Here is a 22,493-nt window from a genome sequence, read left to right on the forward strand (position 1 = left end):
AAATTCCTCGCAATGAAAGGGCACGGCGCTTACGCGACGCCGACGCCCAGGTAACGGTCCTTCACCTCGTGATCGGCGGCGAATTCCGCGTTGCTGCCTTCGTAGACGATCACGCCCTGTTCGATCACGAAGTGGCGGTCCGCGAGCTGCGTGCACACTTCGAGGTTCTGTTCGACGAGCAGGATCGCGACGCCGGCCGCCTTGATCTGCTTCAACTGCGCGACGATCTCCTCGACGATCACCGGCGCGAGCCCCTCGACCGGCTCGTCGAGCATCAGCAGCCGCGGGTGGTTCATCAGCGCGCGTCCGATCGCGAGCATCTGCTGTTCGCCGCCCGACAGCTGCGCGCCGCCGTTGCGGCGGCGTTCCTTCAGGCGCGGAAAGATCCGGTAGATGTCGTCGAGCTGCCACGGAGAATCCCGGCGCGCGCCGAGCAGCAGGTTTTCCTCGACCGACAGCAGCCGGAAAATCCCGCGATGCTCGGGCACGAAGCACAGCCCGCGTGTGGCGATCCGGTGTGCGGGCTGCCCGGACAGCGAACGGCCCACGAACGTCACCGTGCCACCGGTTGGTGCCACGACACCGGCGATGGTCTTGAGCGTCGTCGACTTGCCCGCACCGTTGCGCCCCAGCAGCGTCACCGTCTCGCCTTCGTTCACGTTCAGCGAAATGCCCTGCAGCACGTGACTCTTGCCGTAGTACGCATGAACCTCCTTCACGTCGAGCATCATGCGCGGCCTCCCGTGATCATGTTGCCGAGATACGCGCTGCGCACGCGCTCGTCGCCGCGAATCGCATCCGGCTTGCCTTCGACCAGCACGCGGCCCTGCTGCATCACCGTAATCGTGTCCGAGATGTCCATCACGATGCCCATGTTGTGTTCGATCAGCACGACCGTGTAGTCGTCGCGCAGGCCGCGGATCAGTGCCTTCATGTCGTCGAGATCGTCGATCCCCATGCCCGACGTCGGCTCATCGAGAAAGATCGCGCGCGGTCGCGCCGCCAGCGCCATCCCGACCTCGAGCCGGCGCTGCTGGCCGTGCGACAGCACGCCGGCCGCCGTATCGGTGAAGCGCTGCAGGCCGAGCCGCTCGAGCACGTCGTCGACGATGCCGTCGTGCGCAAGCGCACCGCGCGGCGGCGTCCACGGATTCAGCGCGCGCCGCGATTCGACGCCCTGCGCGGCAACCCGCAGGTTCTCGCGCACGCTCAGGTTCGGAAACAGGCTCGTCACCTGGAACGAGCGCGCGATGCCGCGCCGCACGCGCTTGTGATCGGGTTCGCGCGACACGTCGTGACCGTCGAACAGGATCGAGCCCGACGTGATCGGCAGCGTGCCCGTCAACGTATGGAACAGTGTCGTCTTGCCGGCGCCGTTCGGCCCGATCACCGAATGCACGGTGCGCGGCATGATCCGCAGATCGACGCCGCCCAGCGCCGTGAACTTGCCGTAGCGCTTGACGATGCCGCGCGCTTCGAGAATCGCTTCGCTCATTGCCGCTCCTCGCTCGTCGCCGCCGTGCGTCCGCCGCGCCGCAGCGACGCCACGACGCGTTCACCCAATCCCCACAACCCGCGCTGCATGAACAGGCTGACCGCGATCAGCACGAGGCCGAGCAGCAGCAGCCAGCGCGGCCACAGCGTCGACAGCCAGTCCGCGAACAGCACGTAGAATGCCGCGCCGAGCACCGACGCGAACAGGTTGCCCGTGCCGCCGATCACCGTCATCACGAGGATCATCTCGCTCGTGTGATAGTCGATGTTCGACAGCGGCGCGATGCCCGTCATCAACGCGTGCAGCGCACCCGCGAAACCCGTGACCGCCCCCGAAAGCACGAACGCCGCAAGCTTGAAGCGCTTCACGTCGTAGCCGGCCGCCGCCGCGCGCGCCTCGTTGTCGCGGATCGCGAGCAGCGTGCGGCCGAACACGGAGCGCGACACGCGCAACAGCAGCCAGAACACCGCGACAAACAGCACCGCGACGAAGCCGTAGTAGCGCCACGGCGAATCGAGTGAAACGAGCGGATGCCCGAACGCGGCGAGCGCGGGACGCGGGATGTCGAGCAGCCCGTTGTCGCCGCCCGTGACGTCCGGCGTCGTGTAGGCGAGAAAGTAGAACAGCTGCCCGAACGCGAGCGTCAGCATCACGAAGTAGGTGCCACGCTGCCGGATCGAGAACCAGCCGACGAGCACCGCCGCGACGGCTCCGAGCACGGTGGCTGCAGCGAGCGCAGCGGTCACCGATGCGACGCCATGCGTCAGCACCAGCCCCGCCGCGTAGCTGCCGAGCCCGAAGAAGATGCCCTGCCCGAATGACAACAGCCCCGTATAGCCCAGCAGCAGGTTGCAGCCGAGCGCGGCGAGCGCGAACACCAGCACTTCGGTCGCGAGCGAGCCCGAGCTCAGCGCGACCGGCAGCACGCACACGACGGCCACCGCGAGCCAGCCCTCCGGGCGTTGCAACGCAGAGCGCCATGCAGGCACGCGCTGCGAGACTGCCGCTCCCGACGGCAGCGGTTTCGACGATTCGATCATGCGGCCCTCCCCAGCAACCCGTTCGGACGCAACAGCAGCACGGCAGCCATCGCGACATAGATCATCAAGCGTGCGCCTTCCGGCCACAGCGTGCTCATCAGGCTCTGCACGATACCGACCAGCAACCCGCCCACGAGCGCTCCGAGAAAATTCCCCATCCCGCCGACCACGACCACGACGAACGCGACGCCGAGCGCCTCGATGCCCATGAACGGATCGACGCCGCGGATCGGTGCGGCGAGCACGCCCGCGAGTGCCGCCGTCGCCGCGCCGAGCGCGAACACGAGACTGAACACGCGCGTCACGTTGATGCCGAGCAGCGATACCATCTCCGTCGATTCGCTGCCCGCGCGCACCGTACTGCCGAGCCGCGTGCCTTCGAGCACCCACCACAGCAACGCGGCGAGCACGGCCGTGAACCCGATCACGAACAGCCGGTATTTCGGGTAGACGAAGCCGCCCCAGATCACGACGCCGTTCAGCGCGTCGGGCGGCGGCACGTTGTCGCCGAGCGGGCCCCATGCGAGGATCGCGCACTCCTGCAGCACGAGCGCGAGCCCGACGGTCGCGAGAATGTGGAATTCGTGCTGTTGCGCATACACGTGACGCAGCACGAGCTTCTCGACGATCCACGCGAACGCGCCGACGACGAGCGGCACGACCGCGAGCGCGACCCAGAAATTCGCCGACCATTGCAGCGCCTGGTAGCAGAGATATGCGCCGAGCAGGTAGAACGCGCCGTGAGCGAAATTCACGAAGCGCAGCAGGCCGAACACGATCGACAGGCCGACGGCGAGCAGGAAATACAACATGCCCACGCCGATGCCGTTGACGATCTGCAGCAGATAGACGTTCATGGCTTCCGTGTCAGAAAGGAAGGTAACGGACGTCCGCGGCGCACGACGGCCGCGGACGCATGCATAGCGTCACGCGAGCTTGCAGCCCGTCTTGTCGATCGGCAGGAACGACTGGCCCGAGCTGACGATGTCGGCATAGTCGTCCGCGCTCTTCATCCGGCCCTTCGGCTTGCCCTTCAGCAGGTAATAGTTCTTCAGCACCTGGTGGTCGCCCTTGCGGATTTCCTCCGGGCCCGTGAGGCCGTCGTACTTCATGCCCTCCATCGCCGCAACGACCTTCTTCGGATCGGCACTGCCGGCCTTCAACATCGCGTCGACCAAGATCTTCGAGCAGATGTACGACCCCGCGAGGCTGTAGTTCGGGTTCGCCTTGAACGCGGCGTTCGTGCGCTTCACCAGATCGCGGTTCAGCGGCGAATCGATGCCGTGCCAGTACTGCGCGCCGAAATACACGCCGTCGCAGATGTCGGGCCCGAGCGCCTCGAACTGTTCGAGGCCCGACGCCCACGCGAGCAGGATCGTGCAGTTGCGCTTCATCCCGAAGCTGACGGCCTGGCGCAACGTATCCGACGATTGCGAGCCGAAGTTCAGGATCAGCAGCACGTCCGGCTGCGCGGCCACCGCATTCGTCAGGTAGCCGCTGAATTCCTTCTCTGCGAGCGAGTGGTAGCTGTTGCCGACATGCTCGATGCCCTTCTCCTTGAAGATCGCTTTCGCGGCCGACAGCAGGCCGTCGCCGAACACGTATTGCGGCGTGATCGTGTACCAACGCTTCGCCTTCGGCAGCATCTGGATCAACGGGCGCACCGTCTGCTCGATCGCGCCGAAGGTCGGCACCGACCAGCGGAACGTCGCGGCATTGCAATCCTTGCCGGTGATTTCGTCCGCGCCGGCCGTCGTGATGAACACGCCGTCCGCCTTCTGGACTTCCTTGCCCATCGCCAGCGATTCGGACGACAGGATGCCGCCCGCGAAGAAGCGCACGCCCTTCTGCTGCGCGATCTCCTGCACACGCCGCACAGCGGTCGCGGGCTTGCCCTCGGTGTCGAGCGCCGTATAGGCCAGCGGCATCCCGAGGACCTTGCCGTACTGCTTGACGACGAGCTGCATGCCAAGATCGGCGTACTTGCCGTTGGCGGCGAACGGCCCCGACATCGGCACCGGGCACGCAAGCTGGATGGGCGAACCCTGCGCGAACGCGGCACGGGACGACATGCTGCCGAGCGCACCCGGCACGGCCGACAGTGCGGCCAGTTTCAACAGTTCTCGGCGATTCAAGTTGACGCTCCTGATAATGGGGGACACACGCGATGCGACCGACTGCCAAACCGTGCCCACGCCCTGCAGGATGCGCGCCGCCGGTTGATCCTATTTATCATGATAAATAGAATGAACCTGATGCTAGAGTTGATCAAAATTAGTGTCAATCAGGCAAAATTCCGTACTCGCGCCGGAACGGATCGTCGACGATGACGCGGCGCGCAGTCAGACAAAGGAGTCGTGAAGATGGTCATGGACCGAGCCAGGGCGGGCCTCGCAGTCGAAATCAAGCAGCCGAAGCGGGCCGACCTCGTCGCCGAGGAGATCAAGCGGCTGATCACCGAGAAGGACCTGAAGCCGGGCGACCGCCTCCCGCGTGAAGCCGAGCTGCAGCAGCTCTATGCGGTGAGCAAGAGCACGATCCGCGAGGCGCTGAAGTCGCTCGAGGTGCAGGGGCTCATCAAGGTCACGACGGGGCCGACGGGCGGCGGGATGGTCGTCGAGGTGCCGCTCGACCGCACGCTGCAGCTGCTGCAGAACTACCTGTTCTTCAAGGACGTGACGATCGACGACATCTATACGGTGCGCCAACTGCTCGAACCCGAGCTGGCGGCGGGCGCCGTGCCGCACCTGACCGAGCGCGACTTCGCGGCGCTGGAGGCGAACATCGCGTGTTGTGATGGCGGCTCGGGTATGCACGACCGCGGCCACATGCTGCGCCAGCGGCAGGAGGACACGACGTTCCACGACATCCTCGCAGCCGCGAACCCGAACCCGTTCCTGCGATTCAGCTGCGAGCTGATCAACGAGATGATCCGGCAGTTGATCGAGTTCCGGAACGACACGCCGCTCGTCGAGCACAAGCGGTTCGGCGAAGCAAACGTTTCGATCCACAAGGCGATCCTGCAGGCCGCACGCGAGCGCGATGCCGAGCGCGTGCGTGCGCTGATGGTCGAGCACATGACCGACGCGCCCAAGCATGTGAAGCGGATGAAAGGCAAGCTGCGCGGGCGCCTGATCCTCGACTCCGAGATCCGCAGGCGGGCTGCCGCTCACATTGCGGGACCCGATGCGGCCGCAACGGATCCCGAAGAGGACTGAGCGTCGGCCGGCGCGGTCGATTCAAGGCCGACTGCTTCGCGGCGGCCTGAATACCCCTACCGCGCCGCGAATGCCGATGACGCGCCGTTGCGCACCGTTGCGGCCGAACGCCGCGAGCGGCGTCGGCACCGGCCGGAACGTATTCGTCTCGTGGTGTACCCGGGCGATCGGGATCGTCAACGCACGCCGCCTTCCGTGTACCCCGTCGTGCCCTTCGTCTCCAGATATTCGACGAGGCCGAACTCCGCATACTCGCGGCCGTTGCCCGAGCGCTTGTAGCCGCCGAACGGCGCAGCCGGATTCCATGGCGGGTAGTTGATGTGGACATTGCCGACCCGCAGCCGTGCCGCGACCCGGCGCGCACGTGCCGGGTCCTTCGTCTGCACGTATGCCGCAAGCCCGTAGACCGAATCGTTCGCGAGCGCGATCGCCTCGTCCTCGGTGCGGTAGGTCAGGATCGACAGCACCGGCCCGAAGATTTCCTCGCGCGCGATCGTCATGCCGGGCGTGACGTTCGAGAACACCGTCGGCTTCACGTAGAAGCCGTCTCCGAGCCCGTCGGGCCGACCGGTGCCACCGGCAACGAGCGTCGCGCCTTCGTCGATCCCGCACTGGATCAGCTGCTGGATGCGGTCGAACTGCGTGCGGCTGACGACCGGCCCGATACCCGTTTCCGTCGAACGCGGATCGCCGACGACGGTGCGCGCCGCCTCGTTGCGCGCCGCGGCCTCGGCTACGGCAAGGTGGTCGACATGCACGAACATCCGCGTCGGCGCGTTGCACGACTGTCCGCTGTTGCTGAAGCAACTGCGCGCACCGCGCGTGACCGCATCCTCGATGTCGGCATCGGGCAGGATCAGGTTCGGGCTCTTGCTGCCGAGTTCCTGGTGCACGCGCTTCACGGTATCGGCGGCCGCCTTCGCGACCTCGACACCCGCGCGCGTCGAACCGGTGAACGACACCATGTCGACGTCCGGATGCCGCGACAGCGCGTCGCCCACTTCGTGCCCGTAACCGTGCACGAGGTTGAACACGCCCGGCGGCACGCCGGCTTCGTGCAGGATCTCCGCGAACAGGATCGCGCTGAACGGCGCGATCTCGCTCGGCTTGAGCACCATCGTGCAGCCGGCCGCGAGCGCCGGCGCGACCTTGCACACGATCTGGTTGATCGGCCAGTTCCATGGCGTGATCAGCGCGCACACGCCGATCGGCTCGTGCGACACCAGCAGCGAATCGGTCTGCGTGCTGAAGCGGAACGACTGCAGCGCGCGGATCGTCTGCTCGAGGTGCGCGGTGCCGACCGCCGCCTGCATCGCGCGTCCGAATGCGATCGGTGCGCCCATCTCCTGGCTGATCGTCCGCGCGACCTCCTCGTAGCGGCGCTGGTAGATCTCGAGCACGCGCCGCAGCAGCGCGACGCGCTCGCTCACCGGCCAGCGCGAATACGTGTCGAAGGCCTGCCGGGCCGCGCCCACCGCACGGTCGACGTCGGCCGCGCCGCCGATCCTGAGCTGCGCATACGGCCGCGCCGTGCTCGGGTCGATCACGTCGATCGCCTTCGCATCGGCCGGGTCGAGCCACTGGCCGTCGATATAGGACTGTTGTGACGTTCGCATCGAATGCTCCTCTTGTGACGGATGCCGGTGTCGTGCTCAGCGCGTCGCGCGCGCGAAGGTGTCGACGAGGATGTCGCGGATCTGCGCGACGAACCACACGATTTCGTCGCGCGACATCACGAGCGGCGGCGAGAACTGCACGATCGGCGTGCCTTCGTGATCGACGCCCGCGCGGCACAGCAGCCCCGCGTCGAAGATCGCGGGCGCGAGCAGCGTCGACACGAACGCCTGCGCGCTGATGCCTGCCGCCCAGCGGCGCGCGGCCTTGTCGGTCACGAGTTCGAGCGAGTAGTGGTAGCCGTCGCCGCGCACGTCGCCGACGCACGGCAGTTCGAGCAGGCCGTCGACGGTCTGGCGGAACACCGCTTCGTTGCGTCGGACGTTCTCGAGCACGCCTTCGCGCTCCATGATCGCGAGGTTCGCGAGCGCGGCCGTGCACGCGACCGGATGGCCGCCGTAAGTCGCGCCGTGCAGGAACATCTGCTGCGGGCCGTCGAGGATCGTTTCGACGACCGCGTCGCTCGCGATCACGCCGCCGAGCGGCACGTAGCCCGACGCGATGCCTTTCGCGAACGTGATGATGTCCGGCTTCAGCCCGTAGCGCGCGGAGCCGAAATATTCGCCGAGCCGTCCGAACCCGCAGATCACTTCGTCGGCGACGAGCAGCACGCCGTGCCGGTCGCAGATGTCGCGCAGCCCGGCCGTGTAGCCGGCCGGCGGCGTCAGGCTGCCGCCCGCGTTCTGCAGCGGCTCGACGACGATCGCGGCGACGGTATCCGGGCCTTCCTGCACGATCAGCGACTCGATCTCGTCGAGCAGATGGCGCGTGAACTGCGCTTCCGTCTCGCCCGCCGGGCGGCCGTAGCGTTTCGTGTTGCCCACGTGTCGCACGCCCGACATCAGCGGCTCGAAATGCTTGCGGAAGTTCGTCATCCCGTTCAGCGCGAGCGCGCCGAACGACGTGCCGTGATACGCGACGCGCCGCGCGATGAACTTGCGCCGCTGCGGCTCGCCGCGCGACTGGTGATACTGGCGCACCAGCTTGATCGCCGCTTCGTTCGACTCCGAGCCGCTCGACGTGAAGAACACGCGGTTCAGCCCCTCCGGCGCGAGCGTCGCGAGCTTGTGCGCGAGCGTGATCGCCGGCTCGTGGCCGACACCCCAGTTGGTCGCGAACGGCAGCCGCACCATCTGCTCGCGGATCGCGTCGCCGATTTCCGCGCCGTGGCTGTAGCCGACCTGCACGCAGTACAGCCCGGCCAGCGCATCGAAGTAGCGCTTGCCGTGGCGGTCGACGAGCCAGCAGCCTTCGCCGCGGTCGAACACGGTCAGCGCATGGTCGCGATACGCATCGGCGTGCGTGAAATGCATCAGCAGGTGGCGCTTGCCGAGCGCCTGCAGGTCCGCATCGAGATTGACGTCAACAGCGTTCATGGTTCACTCCTCCTTCAGGGTTTCAGGTCCGGCGCGGCGCGCCCGGTCATTCAGTTCATCGACAGCGTCGGCGCGGGGCGCGTGAAACCGCGCGTCAGCCATGCGAGCTGGCAGAGCCCGAGCACGAGCCAGCCGATGCCGACGTAGAACGTCTGGCGCGACAGCCCCGACCAGAGCCACACGTTCATCGCGAAACCGAGCGCCGGCATCACGCCGAACGTGATCCAGCCCGCGAAGCGGCGATGCTCGGCGCGGCACAGATAACTGCGCATCACGCACAGGTTGACGATCGCGAACGCGACGAGCGCGCCGAAGCTGATCATCGTCGACGCGAGATCGAGCGTGACGAACAGCGCGGACAGCGACACGACGCCGACCGCGAGCGTCGCGCGCACCGGCGTGCGCAGCCGCGCATGCAGGTGGCCGAACACGCGTTCGGGCAGCACCCGGTCGCGGCCCATCGCGAACAGCACGCGCGTCACGCTCGCCTGCCCGGCCATCGCGCTCGCGAAACAGCCGGCCACGTACACGGCGACGAAGAACGCCGACAGCGTGCCGCCGCCGATGCGCCGCATCAGCTCGAGGCTGGCCGAATCGAGATCCTTGAATGCGTGCCAGTCGGGAAACACCACCTGCCCGACATACGCGATCAGCATGAACAGCACGCCGCTCGCCAGCGTGCAGAGCAGGATCGCGCGCGGCACCGTGCGCTTCGGCTCGCGCGTTTCCTCCGACAGCGTGGTGACCGCGTCGAAGCCGAGGAACGACAGGCACAGGATCGCGGACCCGGCGAAGATCGCGCGCGCATCGCCCGACGACGGCAGCGCGACGGCCATCGACAGCCCCTCGCCTGCCGCGACCCGCGCCGATGCGATGACGAAGATCGCGATGAACACGAGCTGGCTCGCGATGAGGATCAGGTTCACGCGATTGACGAGCCGGATGCCGACGATGTTCAGCCCGGTGATCAGCGCAATGCTCCCGACGATCCATACGCTGGCCGGCACCATCGGAAAAATCTGCTTCATGTAGATGCCGATCGCGAGGTAGCTGATCATCGGGATGAACAGGTAGTCCATCAGCAGCGCCCAGCCGACCATGAAGCCGGCCGACGTGCCGAAATTGCGGCTCGCGAACGTATAGGCGGACCCGGCGCTCGGCATCAGCCGCGCCATGTGGCCATAGCTGCGCGCGGTGAACAGCATCGCGACCAGCGTGACCGCATACGCGGCCGTCAGGTGCCCGTTCGTCTCGCTCGTGACGAGCCCGTAGGTCGTAAACACCGTCATCGGCAGCATGTACGCGAGGCCGAAGATCACCAGCGTCGCGAGGCCGAGCAGGTGCGGTTTGCGGCGGTCGTCCGCGTCGCTGCGAAACGCGTGCGCTGCGAAGTCCTGTGTCGCGGCGGCCGATGCGTATCGACCGGGGCTGTCGTTGTCCATGCTGTCCTCACGTAGGTGGCGTTCACGGCTTCAACACTCGTTCGCCCGGCGCGGCCGGCGGCGCACGACTGGAAGAAAGTGTGGTGCGCCAAAAATTCCGCCACGAATGAGAAATGCGGACGTAATCGGGGGATATTTCCGGACACCCGGCCGCGTATCGCGTCGGCGCGTCATGCATGGTGCTGTGCCGCACTGGCGTTTTGCGGACATTCCGGCTATGTTCTACGCGACCCAGTCGCCCCGTCAGCACCATGGACACCCGATCTCATCGAAACCAGAGCCGGGCCGAGCGCAGCCTGCGTTCGTCGCTCGGCCTTACGCGCCCGGCCGGACGCCAGGAGGACATTCCCGCCACCGTCCACGCGATCGCGGTCGCGCTGGACGAGTGCCGCGTGCGGCACATCGACGGTGCCGCGCTGCTCGAAGGCACGGGACTCGGCGCGGACGAAGTCGCGTCGCCGAACCTGCACGTGAATCGCGGCCAGGAGCAGCGCTGCTTCCGCAACCTGCTGCAGCGCAGCGGCGTGCCGTCGATCGGGCTGTCGATCGGCGCACGGCTGCACGTATCGACACTCGGCCTCGCCGGTTACGCGATGCTGATCAGCGGCTCCGTCATGCAGGCATTCCGGTGCATGAGCCAGTTTCCGCTGTTCATGGGCCTGTATTTCGACGTGCGTATCGATGCGCATGCGGACGGCATGAGCGTGACCATCAGCCGCTACAACGGCGAGCCCGATCTCGAGGTGTTCCAGGTCGACATGTGCCTGTCGAGCCTGCGCCTGATCGTGTCCGACCTCGTCGGCAAGCCGGTCTGGCCCGCGCAGGTACAGCTCGCGCGCCGCACGCCACGCAACGCGGCCGACTACACGCGCCACTTCGGCTGCAAGGTCGCGTTCAATGCCGGTGACAACCGGCTCGTGTTCACGTCCGTGAACGGCACCGAGATGCCGCTGCTCGCGAACGAAGTCAGCTTCAATGCGCTGCACGGCCAGTGCGAGGCGCTCGAACGGCAGTGGGCCGCGTCGGTCGGCACGCGTTTCGCCGATCGCGCGAAGGAGCTGATGGCGCTCGACCTCACGCGTTTCAAGTCGATGACGTCGCTCGCGAACGCGCTGCACCTGACGGAGCGCACGCTGCGCCGTCGGCTCGACAAGGACGGCCTCACGTTCCAGTCGCTGCTCGACGACGTGCGCCGCGACGAGGCGGTGCGAATGCTCGACGATCCGGAGCTGACGGTCGCGGCCATTGCGGAACGCCTCGGCTACAGCGAGCCGCGCAGCTTCCGCCATGCGTATCGACGCTGGACCGGGCACCCGCCGCGCGCCGGCGCCGAGTCCGACACGTAACGCGCCATGGGCGCGCGGTTGAAAGGCCCGCCGCACAAGCCTTCGCGCCGAACGATCACGAGCCGGATTCATTGACGGCATCAGCCATTCCCGCACACGTCATGCATGACCTGCGTCTGCATGAAGTCGCGTTCGAGATGGCGGTTATCGTCCGGGTCGACTCAAGTAGAATGCGCGCAACCATCAAGCCGAGCGGGGCCACGCTTCCATTCCACTCGCACCGGCGCAACGCGAACAAGACGACACGAACATGCGCAGCGGCATCCGCGGGCCGTGCCGCCCCAACCGGGCGCGCGCCACCGCGACGATCGACCGCCGACGAAGCCTCCATGAGCAAACCGATCCTGTACCTCCTCGCCGGCAACGGCAGCGCGGCCGACTGGTGGGACGACACGCTGCCCAACTTCCGCCATTACCGGCCCGTGCCGCTGGAACTGCCGGGCTTCGGCAACAACCCCGCGCCGCCCTGCGAAGATCTCGCCGCGTATGCGCAAGCGCTGCTGGACGCGACCGAACCGGGCCACGCGATCATGGCGGTCGGCGTGAATGCGCTGCTGGTGCTGCACGCATTGCAACGGCGCCCCGGCCACTTCGGCCGCAGCGTGCTGCTCGCGCCCGTCGGTGCATTTCTGTGGGAACGGCGCCTGCCGAAACTGATGGCGCCGAAGCCGCTGCGCAAGACCATTCACTGGCTGCTCGCGCACTACCCGGCGCTGTTCGCCCGCAAGTTCTCGAACCTGACCTGGACACGCGCGCAGTACCGCCGCATGGGCGCCGGCTACGCGCGCTGCCGCGCGTTCCTGCCGCACTGGGATCTCGTGCGCGCCGATACCGCGCTGCCGCTGCTCGAGTGGGTCACCGATCGCATCGAACTCGTGTGGGGCGACCAGGACGCCGTGCTCGGCGTGCGCCAGGCCGCCGCATGGTCGGCCATCCTCGCGCGCGCCGACCTCACCGTCACGCTGCAGGCCGGCTGGGGACACTATCCGTGGATCGACGCGCCGGCGGCATTCGCGCAGTGGCTCGAAGCGGGCGACGCCGGGTTCGTCGCGCACACCAAGGGCGGGCGCCTGGCGCTGGCGACGATGGCCGGCCTGCCCGTGCCGCCCGCACTGTCGCTGACCCGCGCCGACGATCCGCGCCTGCCCGGCTTTCTCGCGAGCCAGCCCGACGCCGAGTGGGCGATCCGCTCGTCGAGCCATGGCGAAGACCAGGCCGATGCGGCCAACGCGGGCCTGCACACCACGTTCCTGCGCGTACCGGCCTCGCAGGCCGCCGCGCGCGTGGCCGAGCTGCTCGACGGCGGCCTCGAGGAAACGGTCGTACAGCGCTTCATCACGCCCCTGCTGTCGGGCATCGCGTTCGTGCGGCATCTCGCGGTCGAAGTCGAATGGGTGGAAGGCCACCTCGAATCGCTCGCCGACGGCCAGGCGAGCCCGCAACGCGCGATCCTGTCGCGGCTCGGCGAGCCCTGGCAACGCGGCACGTTCCCGGGCGCGCACGGCCTGGGCGCGACGCAACTGTGGACCTTCCTGCAACGCGTGCTGCGCGCGTTCCACTACGTGCCGGGCGATGTCGAATGGGCGTGGGACGGCACGCAGCTGTGGCTGCTGCAATACCGCCCGATCAGCAGCTACGGCTGGCACCGGCACCTGACTGCCGCGAACATCGCCGAGATCCTGCCGCCGCAGCCCAGCCGGCTGGTCGAGTACGCCCAACGGCGCGCGGCCGGCAGCATCCCGGCCATCATGGCGCGCTGGGATGCGCGCGTATTGCAGGACAACGAACCATTCACCGCGCTCTACGGCGGCGCGTCGTACATCAACAACGACCTGTTCCTCGCCCGTCTCGCAGACTGGGGCGTATCGGCCGGCAACTACAGCGGCGAGATCGGCGGCGCGACCCCGCCGCTGCGCTGGCGTCCGCTGCGGCTGCTGCGTTCGCTGCCGGTGTTCTGGCGCATGCTGCGCGCCGCACGCGGGCATCTGCCGACGCTCGAACGCGGCCTGCAGCGCTTCGACCGGGAACTCGCGACGCTCGTCGAGCAACGCGCCCACGGCCGGCAGCTGGCCGACTGGTTCACGCGCTTCTACGTGTTCGTCGTGCAGGGCAACCTGTGCATCGCGTCATCGCTGGCCAGCAGCGGCGGCGCACTGTGGGGCCGTCCGCCGACCGCGTATGGCCGGCTCGAGAACAGCCCGCATCGCCTGCCGTGGGAAACCGATCCGGGCACCGCACGGCCCGCGCCCGCCGATCTGCCGTTGCAGGCGTTTCCCCACTGGCCGCTGCCCGTCCGCGTACTCCACGCGCTCGGCGCGCCCGGCATGCGCGGCTGGTATCTGCAGGTGCGCGAGTGGTATCGCGACAACCTGATGCGCGTGTTCTTCCGTCTGCATCATGCGATGCCGGCCGCCGACCGCGACGCATGGTTCGCGCCCCATCCCGATCGCCGCGAACGCAACGGCAGCTTCTGGCAGGACGGCAGCGAAGGCACCGACGAGGCGGCCGGCTTCATGATCTATCCGGGCCACACGCAAGGCGTGCTCGGCCGCGACATCCTGCTCGAAGACACGCTCGACCCGGGCCGGCACGCGCAGTACCAGGCCGCGCGCGCGGTGATCGCGCGCATGGGCGGCCGGCTGTCGCACGGCGCGACGCTGCTGCGCGAACTGCGCAAGCCGTCGGCCGTGCTGCCGCGCGTCGACGCGGCGTGGATCGGGCGCGAGGTGCGGCTCAGCGACGGCCGGCTGACGCTGGTCGACTAGGCGCGACGCGGTTGCCGCGGGCCCGGGCGCGGACTCAGCGCACCGGCGTGCGGGGTTTCCCGTCGACCTTCAACGTACGCCGGTCGTGCGCGGCTTCGTATTCGACCGTCTGCGCCGGTGTGACGGCGCCGTACGAACGGCCGTTCACGTAGACGATGCCGTCCCGCAGCTCGATCCGGTCGCCGTTGACCGTCGCGGTGGCCCGGTCGCCCTGCAGCACCGCGCCCGAGCAACCGGCGGACGAAAAGCTGCGCACCGACGTGCCCGGCATCGCGGCGATCCCGCCCTGATCCGCCGCATGCGCCGCGCTGCAGGGCGGCGCATCCATGCTGCCGGCCGCGTGAACGGCACCGGCACCGATCCCGCACCCGGCAAGCAACGCAATCGTCATCGGCTTCAGATTGTTCATGGTGGGCTCCGTTGTCCGCCGCCGCGGATCGATGACCGGCCGACACCCGTGCTCGCATGACGGGGCGTCCGGATGCATCGAGTATGCGTCCGGTTCGCGGCACTCCGCCATCCGCGCCAATACCACTCACCGCCCGCCCATCCGTCCCCGTGATCCGCGCCGACGCCGGCCCCGCAATCACCGCTCGGCACGACGCGTCCCGATGAAAATCCGCCTTGATCAAGTTGCGACCCGCAACTATTATTGATTGCGATCCGCAACCTTTCCGGGCTGACCATGGACCTCATCGACGCTCCCGCCAAGCCTCGCGAAGCAACCATCCTCGAGCTTCGCGACTTCTCCCGCAAACTGGTTCGCGAGCTCGGCTTCATGCGCGCGACGCTGGCCGACAGCGACTGGGCGCCTTCGGCGGTTCACGCGATCCTCGAGATCGGGATGGCGCCCGGCATCAACGCCCGCGATCTGGGCAACATCCTGCGGCTGGACAAGTCGAACACGAGCCGGCAACTCGCGCGGCTCGAGGCGGCCGGCATCGTCGAACGGCGCGTATCGAGCGACGATGCGCGCGCGACCGAGCTGTACCTGACCGCCGACGGCAAGAAGCTCCAGAAAAGAATCGACGCGTTCGCGACGGATCAGGTGTCGAATGCGTTGCGCCGCATGGTGCCGGCGGATCAACAGGCGCTGCTGCGCTCGCTCGCGCTGTATGCCGATGCGCTCGCGCAGGACAACGCCGCCAGGGCGAGCACCGCGACACCCGATGCGCCATCGATCCGCGAAGGCTACCAGCCGGGCTGCATCGGCGATATCGCGAGCCTTCACGCGCGCTTCTATTCGGAACACTGGGGATTCGGCGCCTTTTTCGAAAAGCGGGTGGCGACCGAGCTGGCCGAGTTCGCCGGTGCGCTGCCGGCCGACGGCAAGGCGCTCTGGCTGTGCCAGGAAGACGGACGGACGCTCGCGTCGCTCGCGATCGACGGCGACCCGGCAACGGGCGTCGCGCACCTGCGATGGTTCATCGTGAACGATGCGTTGCGCGGCTCGGGCATCGGGCGCCGGCTCATGACGGAAGCCATGCGCTTCGTCGACGCACAGCGGTTTCGCGAAACCTATCTGTGGACGTTCAAGGGCCTCGATTCGGCACGCCACCTGTACGAGTCGTTCGGCTTCACGCTGACGAGCGAATCCGCGGGCACGCATTGGGGCACCGAGGTGGTCGAGCAGCGCTTCAGCCGGCCCGGGCCATTCGGCGGCTGAGGGTCGACGGGCTGCATGCCGTCGAATATTCTCATCACTTGACGCGCGTCATGGCCGCTTGAGCCGCGTCGCGTGCGCGGTTCATCCGTTATCGCGATCACGTCGAACGCCTGCATCGGCCTGCGAATCACTAGGGAAAATCCCGAGACATCCTTACAGCGATTTACCTGATGATTCACGGAAGCGTCATGTTTCGGCGATCCAGCGGTCCGCCAAGCTTTCAGTTCGCGTCTCGAAACCGATGACGCATCGCGGCAAATTCAATGACCGCGGCCTGAAACGGCAGTCGCTGGCGAATCGTCAGGTGTTCAATACTTTCAACAACCCGGTCGAGAGTAAACGTGAGATTCCGTGGCCCGCTGGTGCGGTGGAGACGAGGCGATGCGCGAAACCTGCGCGCCGCGATCGCGTCCACCGACAGTGGTGACGGCTGGCAAAGTCCTCGCCTGCATCTGTCGATCTACACCATCCTGTCCCGCCGCTCCGTTCGCCGCCACAACGCCGTCGCCGCGCGTGCGTACGTCGCGATCCATACCGACGACGTAGCCTCGCTGCTGCCTTAGCGCTTCACCCCTTTCCCTGCATCCGTTCGACCTGCCCGCCGTGTCGCCCGACCGGTGACGGAATCCGCTCGCGCTTCGTTTCCGTGCGAGCCGGCCCGCAATCGAACGGATTCCTGATCGTCGCGCACCACGCTCGCTCACCGCGAGCGGTGCTCGCGCACGCCCGCTTCATCCGATGAACCGTCGCGCACCGGCCCGCGCATCGCGGATCGACACGCGCCCTGAAAATGGAAGACTTCGTCATGCGAATCCGCACGCTTGCCCGCAGCATTGCAACCGCCGCCACCCTGTCGGCCGCCGCGTCCGCCGGCACGACCGCCCACGCGGCCGGTGAACTGAACATCTACAACTGGTCCGACTACATCGCACCGGACACGGTCCCGAACTTCCAGAAGCAGACGGGCCTCCACGTCCGCTACGACAACTACGACAGCGACGACACGCTGCAGGCGAAACTGATGTCGGGGAATTCCGGCTACGACATCGTCGTGCCGACGTCGAACTACATGGCCAAGCAGATTCAGGCGAACGTCTACCAGCCGCTCGACAAGTCGAAGCTGCCGAACCTGTCGAACCTCGATCCGCTGCTGATGAAGATGGTCGCCGACGCCGATCCGGGCAACCAGTACGGCGTGCCATGGGCCTACGGCACCGACGGCATCGGCTACAACGTGCAGGCGGTGAAGAAGGCGCTCGGCGACAAGGCGCCGGTCGACAGCTGGGCGCTGGTGTTCGACCCGGCCAACATGGCGAAGCTCAAGAGCTGCGGCGTGTCGTTCCTCGACCAGGCCGTCGACGTGTTCGCGGCCACGCTGCAGTACATGGGCAAGGACCCGAACAGCACGAACCCGGCCGACTACCGCGCGGCGTACGAGGTGCTGAAGAAGGTGCGCCCGTACATCACGCAGTTCAACTCGTCGGGCTACATCAACGATCTCGCGAACAACGACCTGTGCGTGTCGTTCGGCTACTCGGGCGACGTCGGCATTGCGCACCGCCGCGCCGCCGAAGCGAAGCGCCCGTACGAGATCCGCTTCGCGAACCCGAAGGAAGGCGGGCTGCTGTGGTTCGACATGATGGTGATCCCGAAGGATGCGCCGAACCGCGACGCCGCGCTGAAGTGGATCAACTACCTGCAGGATCCGAAGGTCAACGCCGGCATCACCAACGCGGTGTTCTATCCGACCGCGAACAAGGCCGCGCGCCAGTACGTGAAGCCCGCTATCGCGCGCGACCCGTCGGTGTATCCGGCCGACGAGGTGCTGAGCAGGATGACGCTGCTCAAGCCGATGCCGCCCGAGATTCGCCGGCTGCAGAACCGGCTGTGGGCGCAGTTGAAGACGGGGCGCTGAGCGTCGCACCGCGGGACTGAACAGTGCCTGCGGCGGCTCGCGCCGCAGGCACTGTTCCGATCGGCTGCGGAATAGTCGACCTATCCGACAAGGCGTCGACCGCCCGCCCCAGCTGACCGACGAGCCCTCGTCAGACATCGACTTCGCGACGGACGGTCGCGCGACTCTCCGCGTAAGGCTACCGTCAATCGGGCTGTCGCAAAGGCCAGCTGGTCTCGACTTATCGCTTTCCGCTCCGGGGCATCGCGAATCGCAGTAATGCCACGCAGATCGCCGCGCTCCCTGCGATCACCCACCAGATGATCTGCAATCCTCTCCATGAAATCTGCCAGAGACGACTAACCCAGTGCAGGCTTCTCCGCCTCTCGGTCGGCGTGCGCTTGTTCAAGCCCGCCGTCTTGGCCGTCGCCAGCGCGATTTTCCCGCCGATGACAATGGAAAAAAGCACGTAGTAGATCCATCGATAGTGCTTCGACCGACGATCGTCGTTGACCTGCGTCAGCAGTTTCTCTTGTTGGTCGCGAAACGCGACGAGTGTCGAAACGACACATTCGCTTGCAAGCGATGCCGGATTGAACGCATCGTGCCTGACGTCTCGCCCGTCAAGCCGTTCGGGAAACGACGCGCAGAACTGTATCGGGGTTCTCAGGCACCGCGACGATGACGGCGGCATCACGCTGACCCTATCGTTGATCCGCGTAACAGGACACATGTCCTCGTTGTATGTCGCAATTTCGTTTCGCAATGACGTAATTTGCTCCGGTGTCAGACGTCGCCCGTTGATCTGATACATATCCGCGGCGGCATGCGGCCCCGTGACGACAAAGACAGCCGGATCTTCTGCCGAGTAATCGAGCAGTGTTTGCTGCACGCTCGACGCCCAGCGGCATGACAGGCTCTCCCCCAGCCTGTTCTGCGCGCACCACGATTCATACCGTTCCGCCTGCTTCAACAGATAGGCGCTTGCTCTCTGCGTATCGCGCGAACTCTCCTGCAGAGACTGGACATGCCGGTTCGCTTGCGAGTCGAACACGAAAAAAATGCCCGCGAGCAACGCGGCCGCGTACCAAACATGATCGTAGACATGCCCGAAACCGTCGCCGATCGGCAGGAGGTCGATGAGCACAAGCACGCCGCACCATCCCGCGACCAGCCCTAAGCCTACCAGCGTCAGCATGCCCCAACCGCTGCCCAGCACACCGCTCCCGCCGATGACGAACGAATCGGGCACAAGCGAAATCAAGGGCCACCAGCCCTGCAGTACCAGCAACCCCGGGAGCAAAAGAATTGACAATGCAACCAGGGCCCCCTTCTTCCTGGCGAGCACATATCCCGTCATGATGTAGAGGAACGCCAATACCAGCAAGAGTATCCAGAGCACGACCAGAATCGGCAGCATCGCTTCGCCTGGCGACCAATAACTCGAAACGACCTGCCCCTGCGCATCCTGCTCGACAAAATTCGACGAGACAAGTCCGAGCCCTTCAAAACTTTGCTGAATATTCCAGGCGCCGCCTTTCAATATCACGAGATAGGGGTATATCAGCCAGCCCAAATATTTACCGAGAAAGTACCCCGATCGCTCCGCGACGATATAAACAATCTCGTTCATTTTTCAATCCGTTTAATCAACACGATCAACCCATCTAAAATCCAGGCCCTAACCAGGATTATTCTAGGTGTGATATGCCAAAAACAACAATCAACGGATCTCTTTTATATATTCTAAAAAATCAGTCTCTTTGTTTTATTTCACCGGCAATCACGTCTTGACGGACTGGTTTGCCGGTCGGCGCCTCGCCCGGCAGGGGTACTCCTGCCGGAGCCGCACGCCCCACCGTGTTGCATGTCACCGCCACGAACACCGTCACGACGTGAACCGCATCTACCAACATGTCGACCGGCGCCCCCCCGTGGCGCCTGGGCCAGATGTGGTACGAGACCATCGGTCATGCCTCTGCGCGCGGCTCGACCATGATGCAATGGCTGCCATTCGACAGTGAGCGTGCACTCGGCATGCGGGACGACCGGCCGGGACACGAGCGGGTCCGATCTCCACCGAGGCCGATTGCATGAACTATCGCTTCGCGTGCTCCGCCGAAAACGCGCCTTCCACGAACCGGATCACGTCGTCGAGCGACGACGTGCACGTGGCGCCCGCCGCAAGCACGCGAAACGCCCCCTCCGGCCCGAAGCAGACGAGCGGCTTGCGCCAGCGCCGCGCGAGCGCAATCTCCTCGGCCGTGCCGTGCCCGCCCGGCAGCGCGACGATCAGGTCGCTGCTCAGCACGTTCACGTAGTTGCGGTTGATCGTGTGCGGCTCTGCATCCGGCTCGCGGCGCGGCAGCGGCGTAAGGATCGGGATGTCGACGAACGGATGCGGATAGCCGTCGAGCGGCACGAAGCCCGCGAGCGGATCGGCCTGCGTCGGCAGGATGCCGATCGACCGCCCGGTCCGCCCGGGCACGCCGGCGAACGCCCGCGCGACCGCCAGCATCACGCCCTGCCCGCCGCCCGTCAGCAGGTTGAAACCGGCCTGCGCGAGCCACGCGCCGAGCGGCTCCGAAAACGCGAGCCACGGCTCCTTGCCCGAGCCCATCACGCCGATCGTCCTGTTCTTCTGCTGCATCGTGGTTTCCGGAGAAGGGGTTGGATTGCGCGCGATCGCCGCGCTCATTCGAGCTCGACGCCCTTGAGCTCGGGAATCAGAAACAGCGTCGCGACCATGTCGAGCACGTAGAGGCCGGCGAGCATTGCGATGGCCGTCTGGAACGAATAGTGCGCGGCAAGCGCGCCGACCGCGACCGGGCCGAAGCCGCCCACCGCGCGGCCGATGTTCCACAGCACGTTCTGCGCGGTTGCGCGTGCGGCCGTCGGATAACCCTCCGACATCAGCGTCCCGTAGCCACCGACCATCCCGTTGACGAACATGCCCATCAGCGCGCCGGCCCACAGCATCGCCGTGGGGTCCGACAGCCGCGCATACGCGACGACCGTCGCCACCGCGCCGAGCTGGTACAGCAAGAACGTCGGCTTGCGCCCGATGCGGTCGGCCAGCTGCCCGAACACCCAGACGCCGATCATCATCCCGACGACCGTCACCGCCGTCCACACCCCCGACTTCGTCAGCGAGAAACCCATCTGTTTCGACAGGAAGGTCGGCAGCCAGATCATGATCCCGTAATAGCCGAAGTTCTGGACCGAACACAGGATCACGATGCCGAGGCTCGTGCGCGCGGTGCGGCCGTCCGCGACGAGCAGGCGGAACGCGTTGGCCTTCGGCTGCGCCGCGCGCTGCACGAACGCTTCCGGCTCGTGCAGCTTGTTGCGCATCGCCCACGCGAGCAGTGCGGGCAGCACGCCGACCAGGAACATCCCGCGCCAGCCGATGTGCAGCAGCAGGAACGGCGTCAGCAGGGCGGCCAGCAGCACGCCGGCCTGCCAGCCGAGCGCGACGTAGCACGACACGCGCGCGCGTTTGCTGGCCGGCCACGCTTCCGCCGCGAGCGCCATGCCGATCCCGAACTCGCCGCCCAGCCCGATGCCCGCGATGGTGCGGTAGACGAGCAGATCCCGGAAACCCTGTGCGAACGCACACAGCCCGGTGAAGACCGCGAACAGCAGGATCGTCCAGGTCAGCACGCGCACGCGCCCGTAGCGGTCGCTCAGCGCACCGAACAGGATGCCGCCCGCGACGGCGCCGATCAGCGTCCAGGTGACGAGCGCGCCGCCCTGCCCGGGTGTCAGGTGCAGCGCCGCCGTGATCGCCGGCAGCATGAAGCCGAGGATCAGCAGGTCGAAGCCGTCCATCGCATAGCCGATCGCCGATCCGGCCAGCGCTTTCCACGCGTACGCGCCGACCTGCTCGACGCGCGGGGCCGACGGGCCGCCGAGCGTCGGAGATTTCATGTTTGCTGCCATGATGTCCTGCCACGATTGTCCGGCGACATTCTAAGGCCTGTGCCCGCGAACGAAGGACCGGCAGGTCGGCCAGTGGCGAGGCTCCGCGCGCGCCGGCACCCGCCTGCGGGACGGCATGGCGGCAACCTGCGGGTCATGAACGGGAGAGAAAAACGGCGGGCCGGTGTCGGCGGTGAAGCCGGCGATGTCGCGGCCAGGCCGGACACCGGATGAACGACTACGTAGGGGGAGCAGGTTGCCGGCCGGCCCGCTTGCGCGAGCCGGAAGGCGCCGGAGGGTCCGGCGGCCTGGCCGGCTTCAGCCCTGGTCGTCTCCGGGCCACCAGGTCTTGGCCTCGCGGTCGACGGCGAGCGTGTCGAGATCCTTGCCTTCAAGCCATTTCGGCCGCGGGCCGCGGCCCGACCATGAGCGGCCGGTCGTCGGATCGTAGTACTTGGCAGGCGCCTTGCGTTTTCGCTGGACGATATAACCGAGCGCGCTCAACACTTCCTGCTGCGAAATTCCCAAAAGCTCGACCTGTTCCTTGAATGCCGCGAGCGCGGCCTGCTTCTCCTTCTGCTTCGCATCCGACAGCTTGATATTCAGGTCCCGAAGTTGTGCTTCGAGTTCCTGCAGGGCCTGGGTCATGTATTCAT

Annotated in this window: 19 protein-coding genes; 6 read left to right on the forward strand and 13 right to left on the reverse strand. The window is 66.7% G+C overall.

From position 1 onward, the window contains the following. Positions 1–29 precede the first annotated feature (29 nt). The 5 genes from DPV74_RS11980 to DPV74_RS12000 form a co-directional block, all read right to left on the reverse strand. On the reverse strand, positions 30–731 hold the full coding sequence (locus DPV74_RS11980) for an ABC transporter ATP-binding protein (RefSeq protein ID WP_119337226.1): 702 nt from the start codon (positions 729–731) through the stop codon (positions 30–32). After that, positions 728–1,495, reverse strand: a complete 768-nt coding sequence (locus DPV74_RS11985) for an ABC transporter ATP-binding protein (protein ID WP_060198764.1) — start codon at positions 1,493–1,495, stop codon at positions 728–730. The genes DPV74_RS11980 and DPV74_RS11985 overlap by 4 nt, the downstream gene beginning before the upstream one ends. After that, a complete protein-coding gene (locus tag DPV74_RS11990) occupies positions 1,492–2,535 on the reverse strand; it encodes a branched-chain amino acid ABC transporter permease (protein WP_119337227.1) in 1,044 nt (347 codons plus the stop codon). Before DPV74_RS11990 ends, DPV74_RS11985 begins: the two co-directional genes overlap by 4 nt. Further along, positions 2,532–3,392: a branched-chain amino acid ABC transporter permease gene (locus tag DPV74_RS11995; protein ID WP_027792118.1), complete on the reverse strand. Its 861-nt coding sequence runs from the start codon at positions 3,390–3,392 to the stop codon at positions 2,532–2,534. Before DPV74_RS11995 ends, DPV74_RS11990 begins: the two co-directional genes overlap by 4 nt. Positions 3,393–3,461: 69 nt before the next feature. Next, a complete protein-coding gene (locus DPV74_RS12000; protein WP_027792119.1) occupies positions 3,462–4,670 on the reverse strand; it encodes an ABC transporter substrate-binding protein in 1,209 nt (402 codons plus the stop codon). Positions 4,671–4,898: 228 nt separating this feature from the next. On the opposite strand from DPV74_RS12000, the gene DPV74_RS12005 reads away from it, so the two are divergent. Beyond that, positions 4,899–5,753 carry a FadR/GntR family transcriptional regulator gene (locus DPV74_RS12005; protein WP_027792120.1) on the forward strand — a complete coding sequence of 285 codons (855 nt, stop codon included), beginning with the start codon at positions 4,899–4,901 and terminating at the stop codon, positions 5,751–5,753. A gap of 176 nt (positions 5,754–5,929) precedes the next feature. Here DPV74_RS12005 and DPV74_RS12010 read toward each other — a convergent pair whose 3' ends face one another. The 3 genes from DPV74_RS12010 to DPV74_RS12020 are packed head-to-tail and all read right to left on the reverse strand — an operon-like array spanning position 5,930 to position 10,245. Beyond that, complete coding sequence (locus DPV74_RS12010; protein WP_119337228.1) at positions 5,930–7,369, reverse strand: aldehyde dehydrogenase family protein; 1,440 nt, start codon at positions 7,367–7,369, stop codon at positions 5,930–5,932. Positions 7,370–7,405: 36 nt separating this feature from the next. Beyond that, entirely contained in the window at positions 7,406–8,803 is a 1,398-nt protein-coding gene (locus DPV74_RS12015) for an aspartate aminotransferase family protein (protein ID WP_119337229.1), read from the reverse strand. Between the two features lie 50 nt (positions 8,804–8,853). After that, on the reverse strand, positions 8,854–10,245 hold the full coding sequence (locus tag DPV74_RS12020) for an APC family permease (protein WP_027792123.1): 1,392 nt from the start codon (positions 10,243–10,245) through the stop codon (positions 8,854–8,856). A gap of 251 nt (positions 10,246–10,496) precedes the next feature. On the opposite strand from DPV74_RS12020, the gene DPV74_RS12025 reads away from it, so the two are divergent. Together DPV74_RS12025 and DPV74_RS12030 are read left to right on the forward strand one after the other, a co-directional pair. Further along, a complete protein-coding gene (locus tag DPV74_RS12025) occupies positions 10,497–11,591 on the forward strand; it encodes an AraC family transcriptional regulator (RefSeq protein ID WP_119337230.1) in 1,095 nt (364 codons plus the stop codon). 329 nt (positions 11,592–11,920) lie between these two features. After that, positions 11,921–14,356 (forward strand): PEP-utilizing enzyme, encoded by a 2,436-nt coding sequence (locus DPV74_RS12030; RefSeq protein WP_162923021.1) that lies wholly within the window; start codon positions 11,921–11,923, stop codon positions 14,354–14,356. Positions 14,357–14,390: 34 nt separating this feature from the next. Here the strand turns inward: DPV74_RS12030 and DPV74_RS12035 are convergent, their stop codons facing one another. Continuing rightward, the gene (locus DPV74_RS12035; protein ID WP_119337231.1) at positions 14,391–14,765 is read right to left on the reverse strand and encodes a sugar ABC transporter ATPase; all 375 of its coding nucleotides are present in this window, start codon (positions 14,763–14,765) and stop codon (positions 14,391–14,393) included. 276 nt (positions 14,766–15,041) lie between these two features. On the opposite strand from DPV74_RS12035, the gene DPV74_RS12040 reads away from it, so the two are divergent. The 3 genes from DPV74_RS12040 to DPV74_RS12050 all read left to right on the forward strand — a co-directional run bounded on the left by DPV74_RS12040 (position 15,042) and on the right by DPV74_RS12050 (position 17,937). Beyond that, the gene (locus DPV74_RS12040) at positions 15,042–16,022 is read left to right on the forward strand and encodes a helix-turn-helix domain-containing GNAT family N-acetyltransferase (RefSeq protein WP_119337232.1); all 981 of its coding nucleotides are present in this window, start codon (positions 15,042–15,044) and stop codon (positions 16,020–16,022) included. A gap of 341 nt (positions 16,023–16,363) precedes the next feature. Next, positions 16,364–16,585 carry a hypothetical protein gene (locus DPV74_RS12045; protein WP_119337233.1) on the forward strand — a complete coding sequence of 74 codons (222 nt, stop codon included), beginning with the start codon at positions 16,364–16,366 and terminating at the stop codon, positions 16,583–16,585. A 242-nt stretch (positions 16,586–16,827) separates the two neighbouring features. Next, entirely contained in the window at positions 16,828–17,937 is a 1,110-nt protein-coding gene (locus tag DPV74_RS12050) for a polyamine ABC transporter substrate-binding protein (protein WP_119337242.1), read from the forward strand. A gap of 220 nt (positions 17,938–18,157) precedes the next feature. Here DPV74_RS12050 and DPV74_RS12055 read toward each other — a convergent pair whose 3' ends face one another. From DPV74_RS12055 to DPV74_RS12070, 4 genes are all read right to left on the reverse strand, one after another. Continuing rightward, positions 18,158–19,549: a hypothetical protein gene (locus DPV74_RS12055; RefSeq protein WP_119337234.1), complete on the reverse strand. Its 1,392-nt coding sequence runs from the start codon at positions 19,547–19,549 to the stop codon at positions 18,158–18,160. A gap of 465 nt (positions 19,550–20,014) precedes the next feature. Then, positions 20,015–20,614 carry a DNA-binding protein gene (locus DPV74_RS12060; RefSeq protein ID WP_119337235.1) on the reverse strand — a complete coding sequence of 200 codons (600 nt, stop codon included), beginning with the start codon at positions 20,612–20,614 and terminating at the stop codon, positions 20,015–20,017. Next, on the reverse strand, positions 20,611–21,858 hold the full coding sequence (locus tag DPV74_RS12065) for an MFS transporter (protein ID WP_119337236.1): 1,248 nt from the start codon (positions 21,856–21,858) through the stop codon (positions 20,611–20,613). The genes DPV74_RS12060 and DPV74_RS12065 overlap by 4 nt, the downstream gene beginning before the upstream one ends. A 297-nt stretch (positions 21,859–22,155) precedes the next feature. Then, entirely contained in the window at positions 22,156–22,485 is a 330-nt protein-coding gene (locus DPV74_RS12070) for an H-NS family nucleoid-associated regulatory protein (protein ID WP_027792132.1), read from the reverse strand. Positions 22,486–22,493: the final 8 nt, after the last annotated feature.

Origin of the sequence: Burkholderia sp. HAN2018 (genome assembly GCF_024704855.1) — a bacterium.
GTDB lineage: Bacteria > Pseudomonadota > Gammaproteobacteria > Burkholderiales > Burkholderiaceae > Burkholderia > Burkholderia cepacia.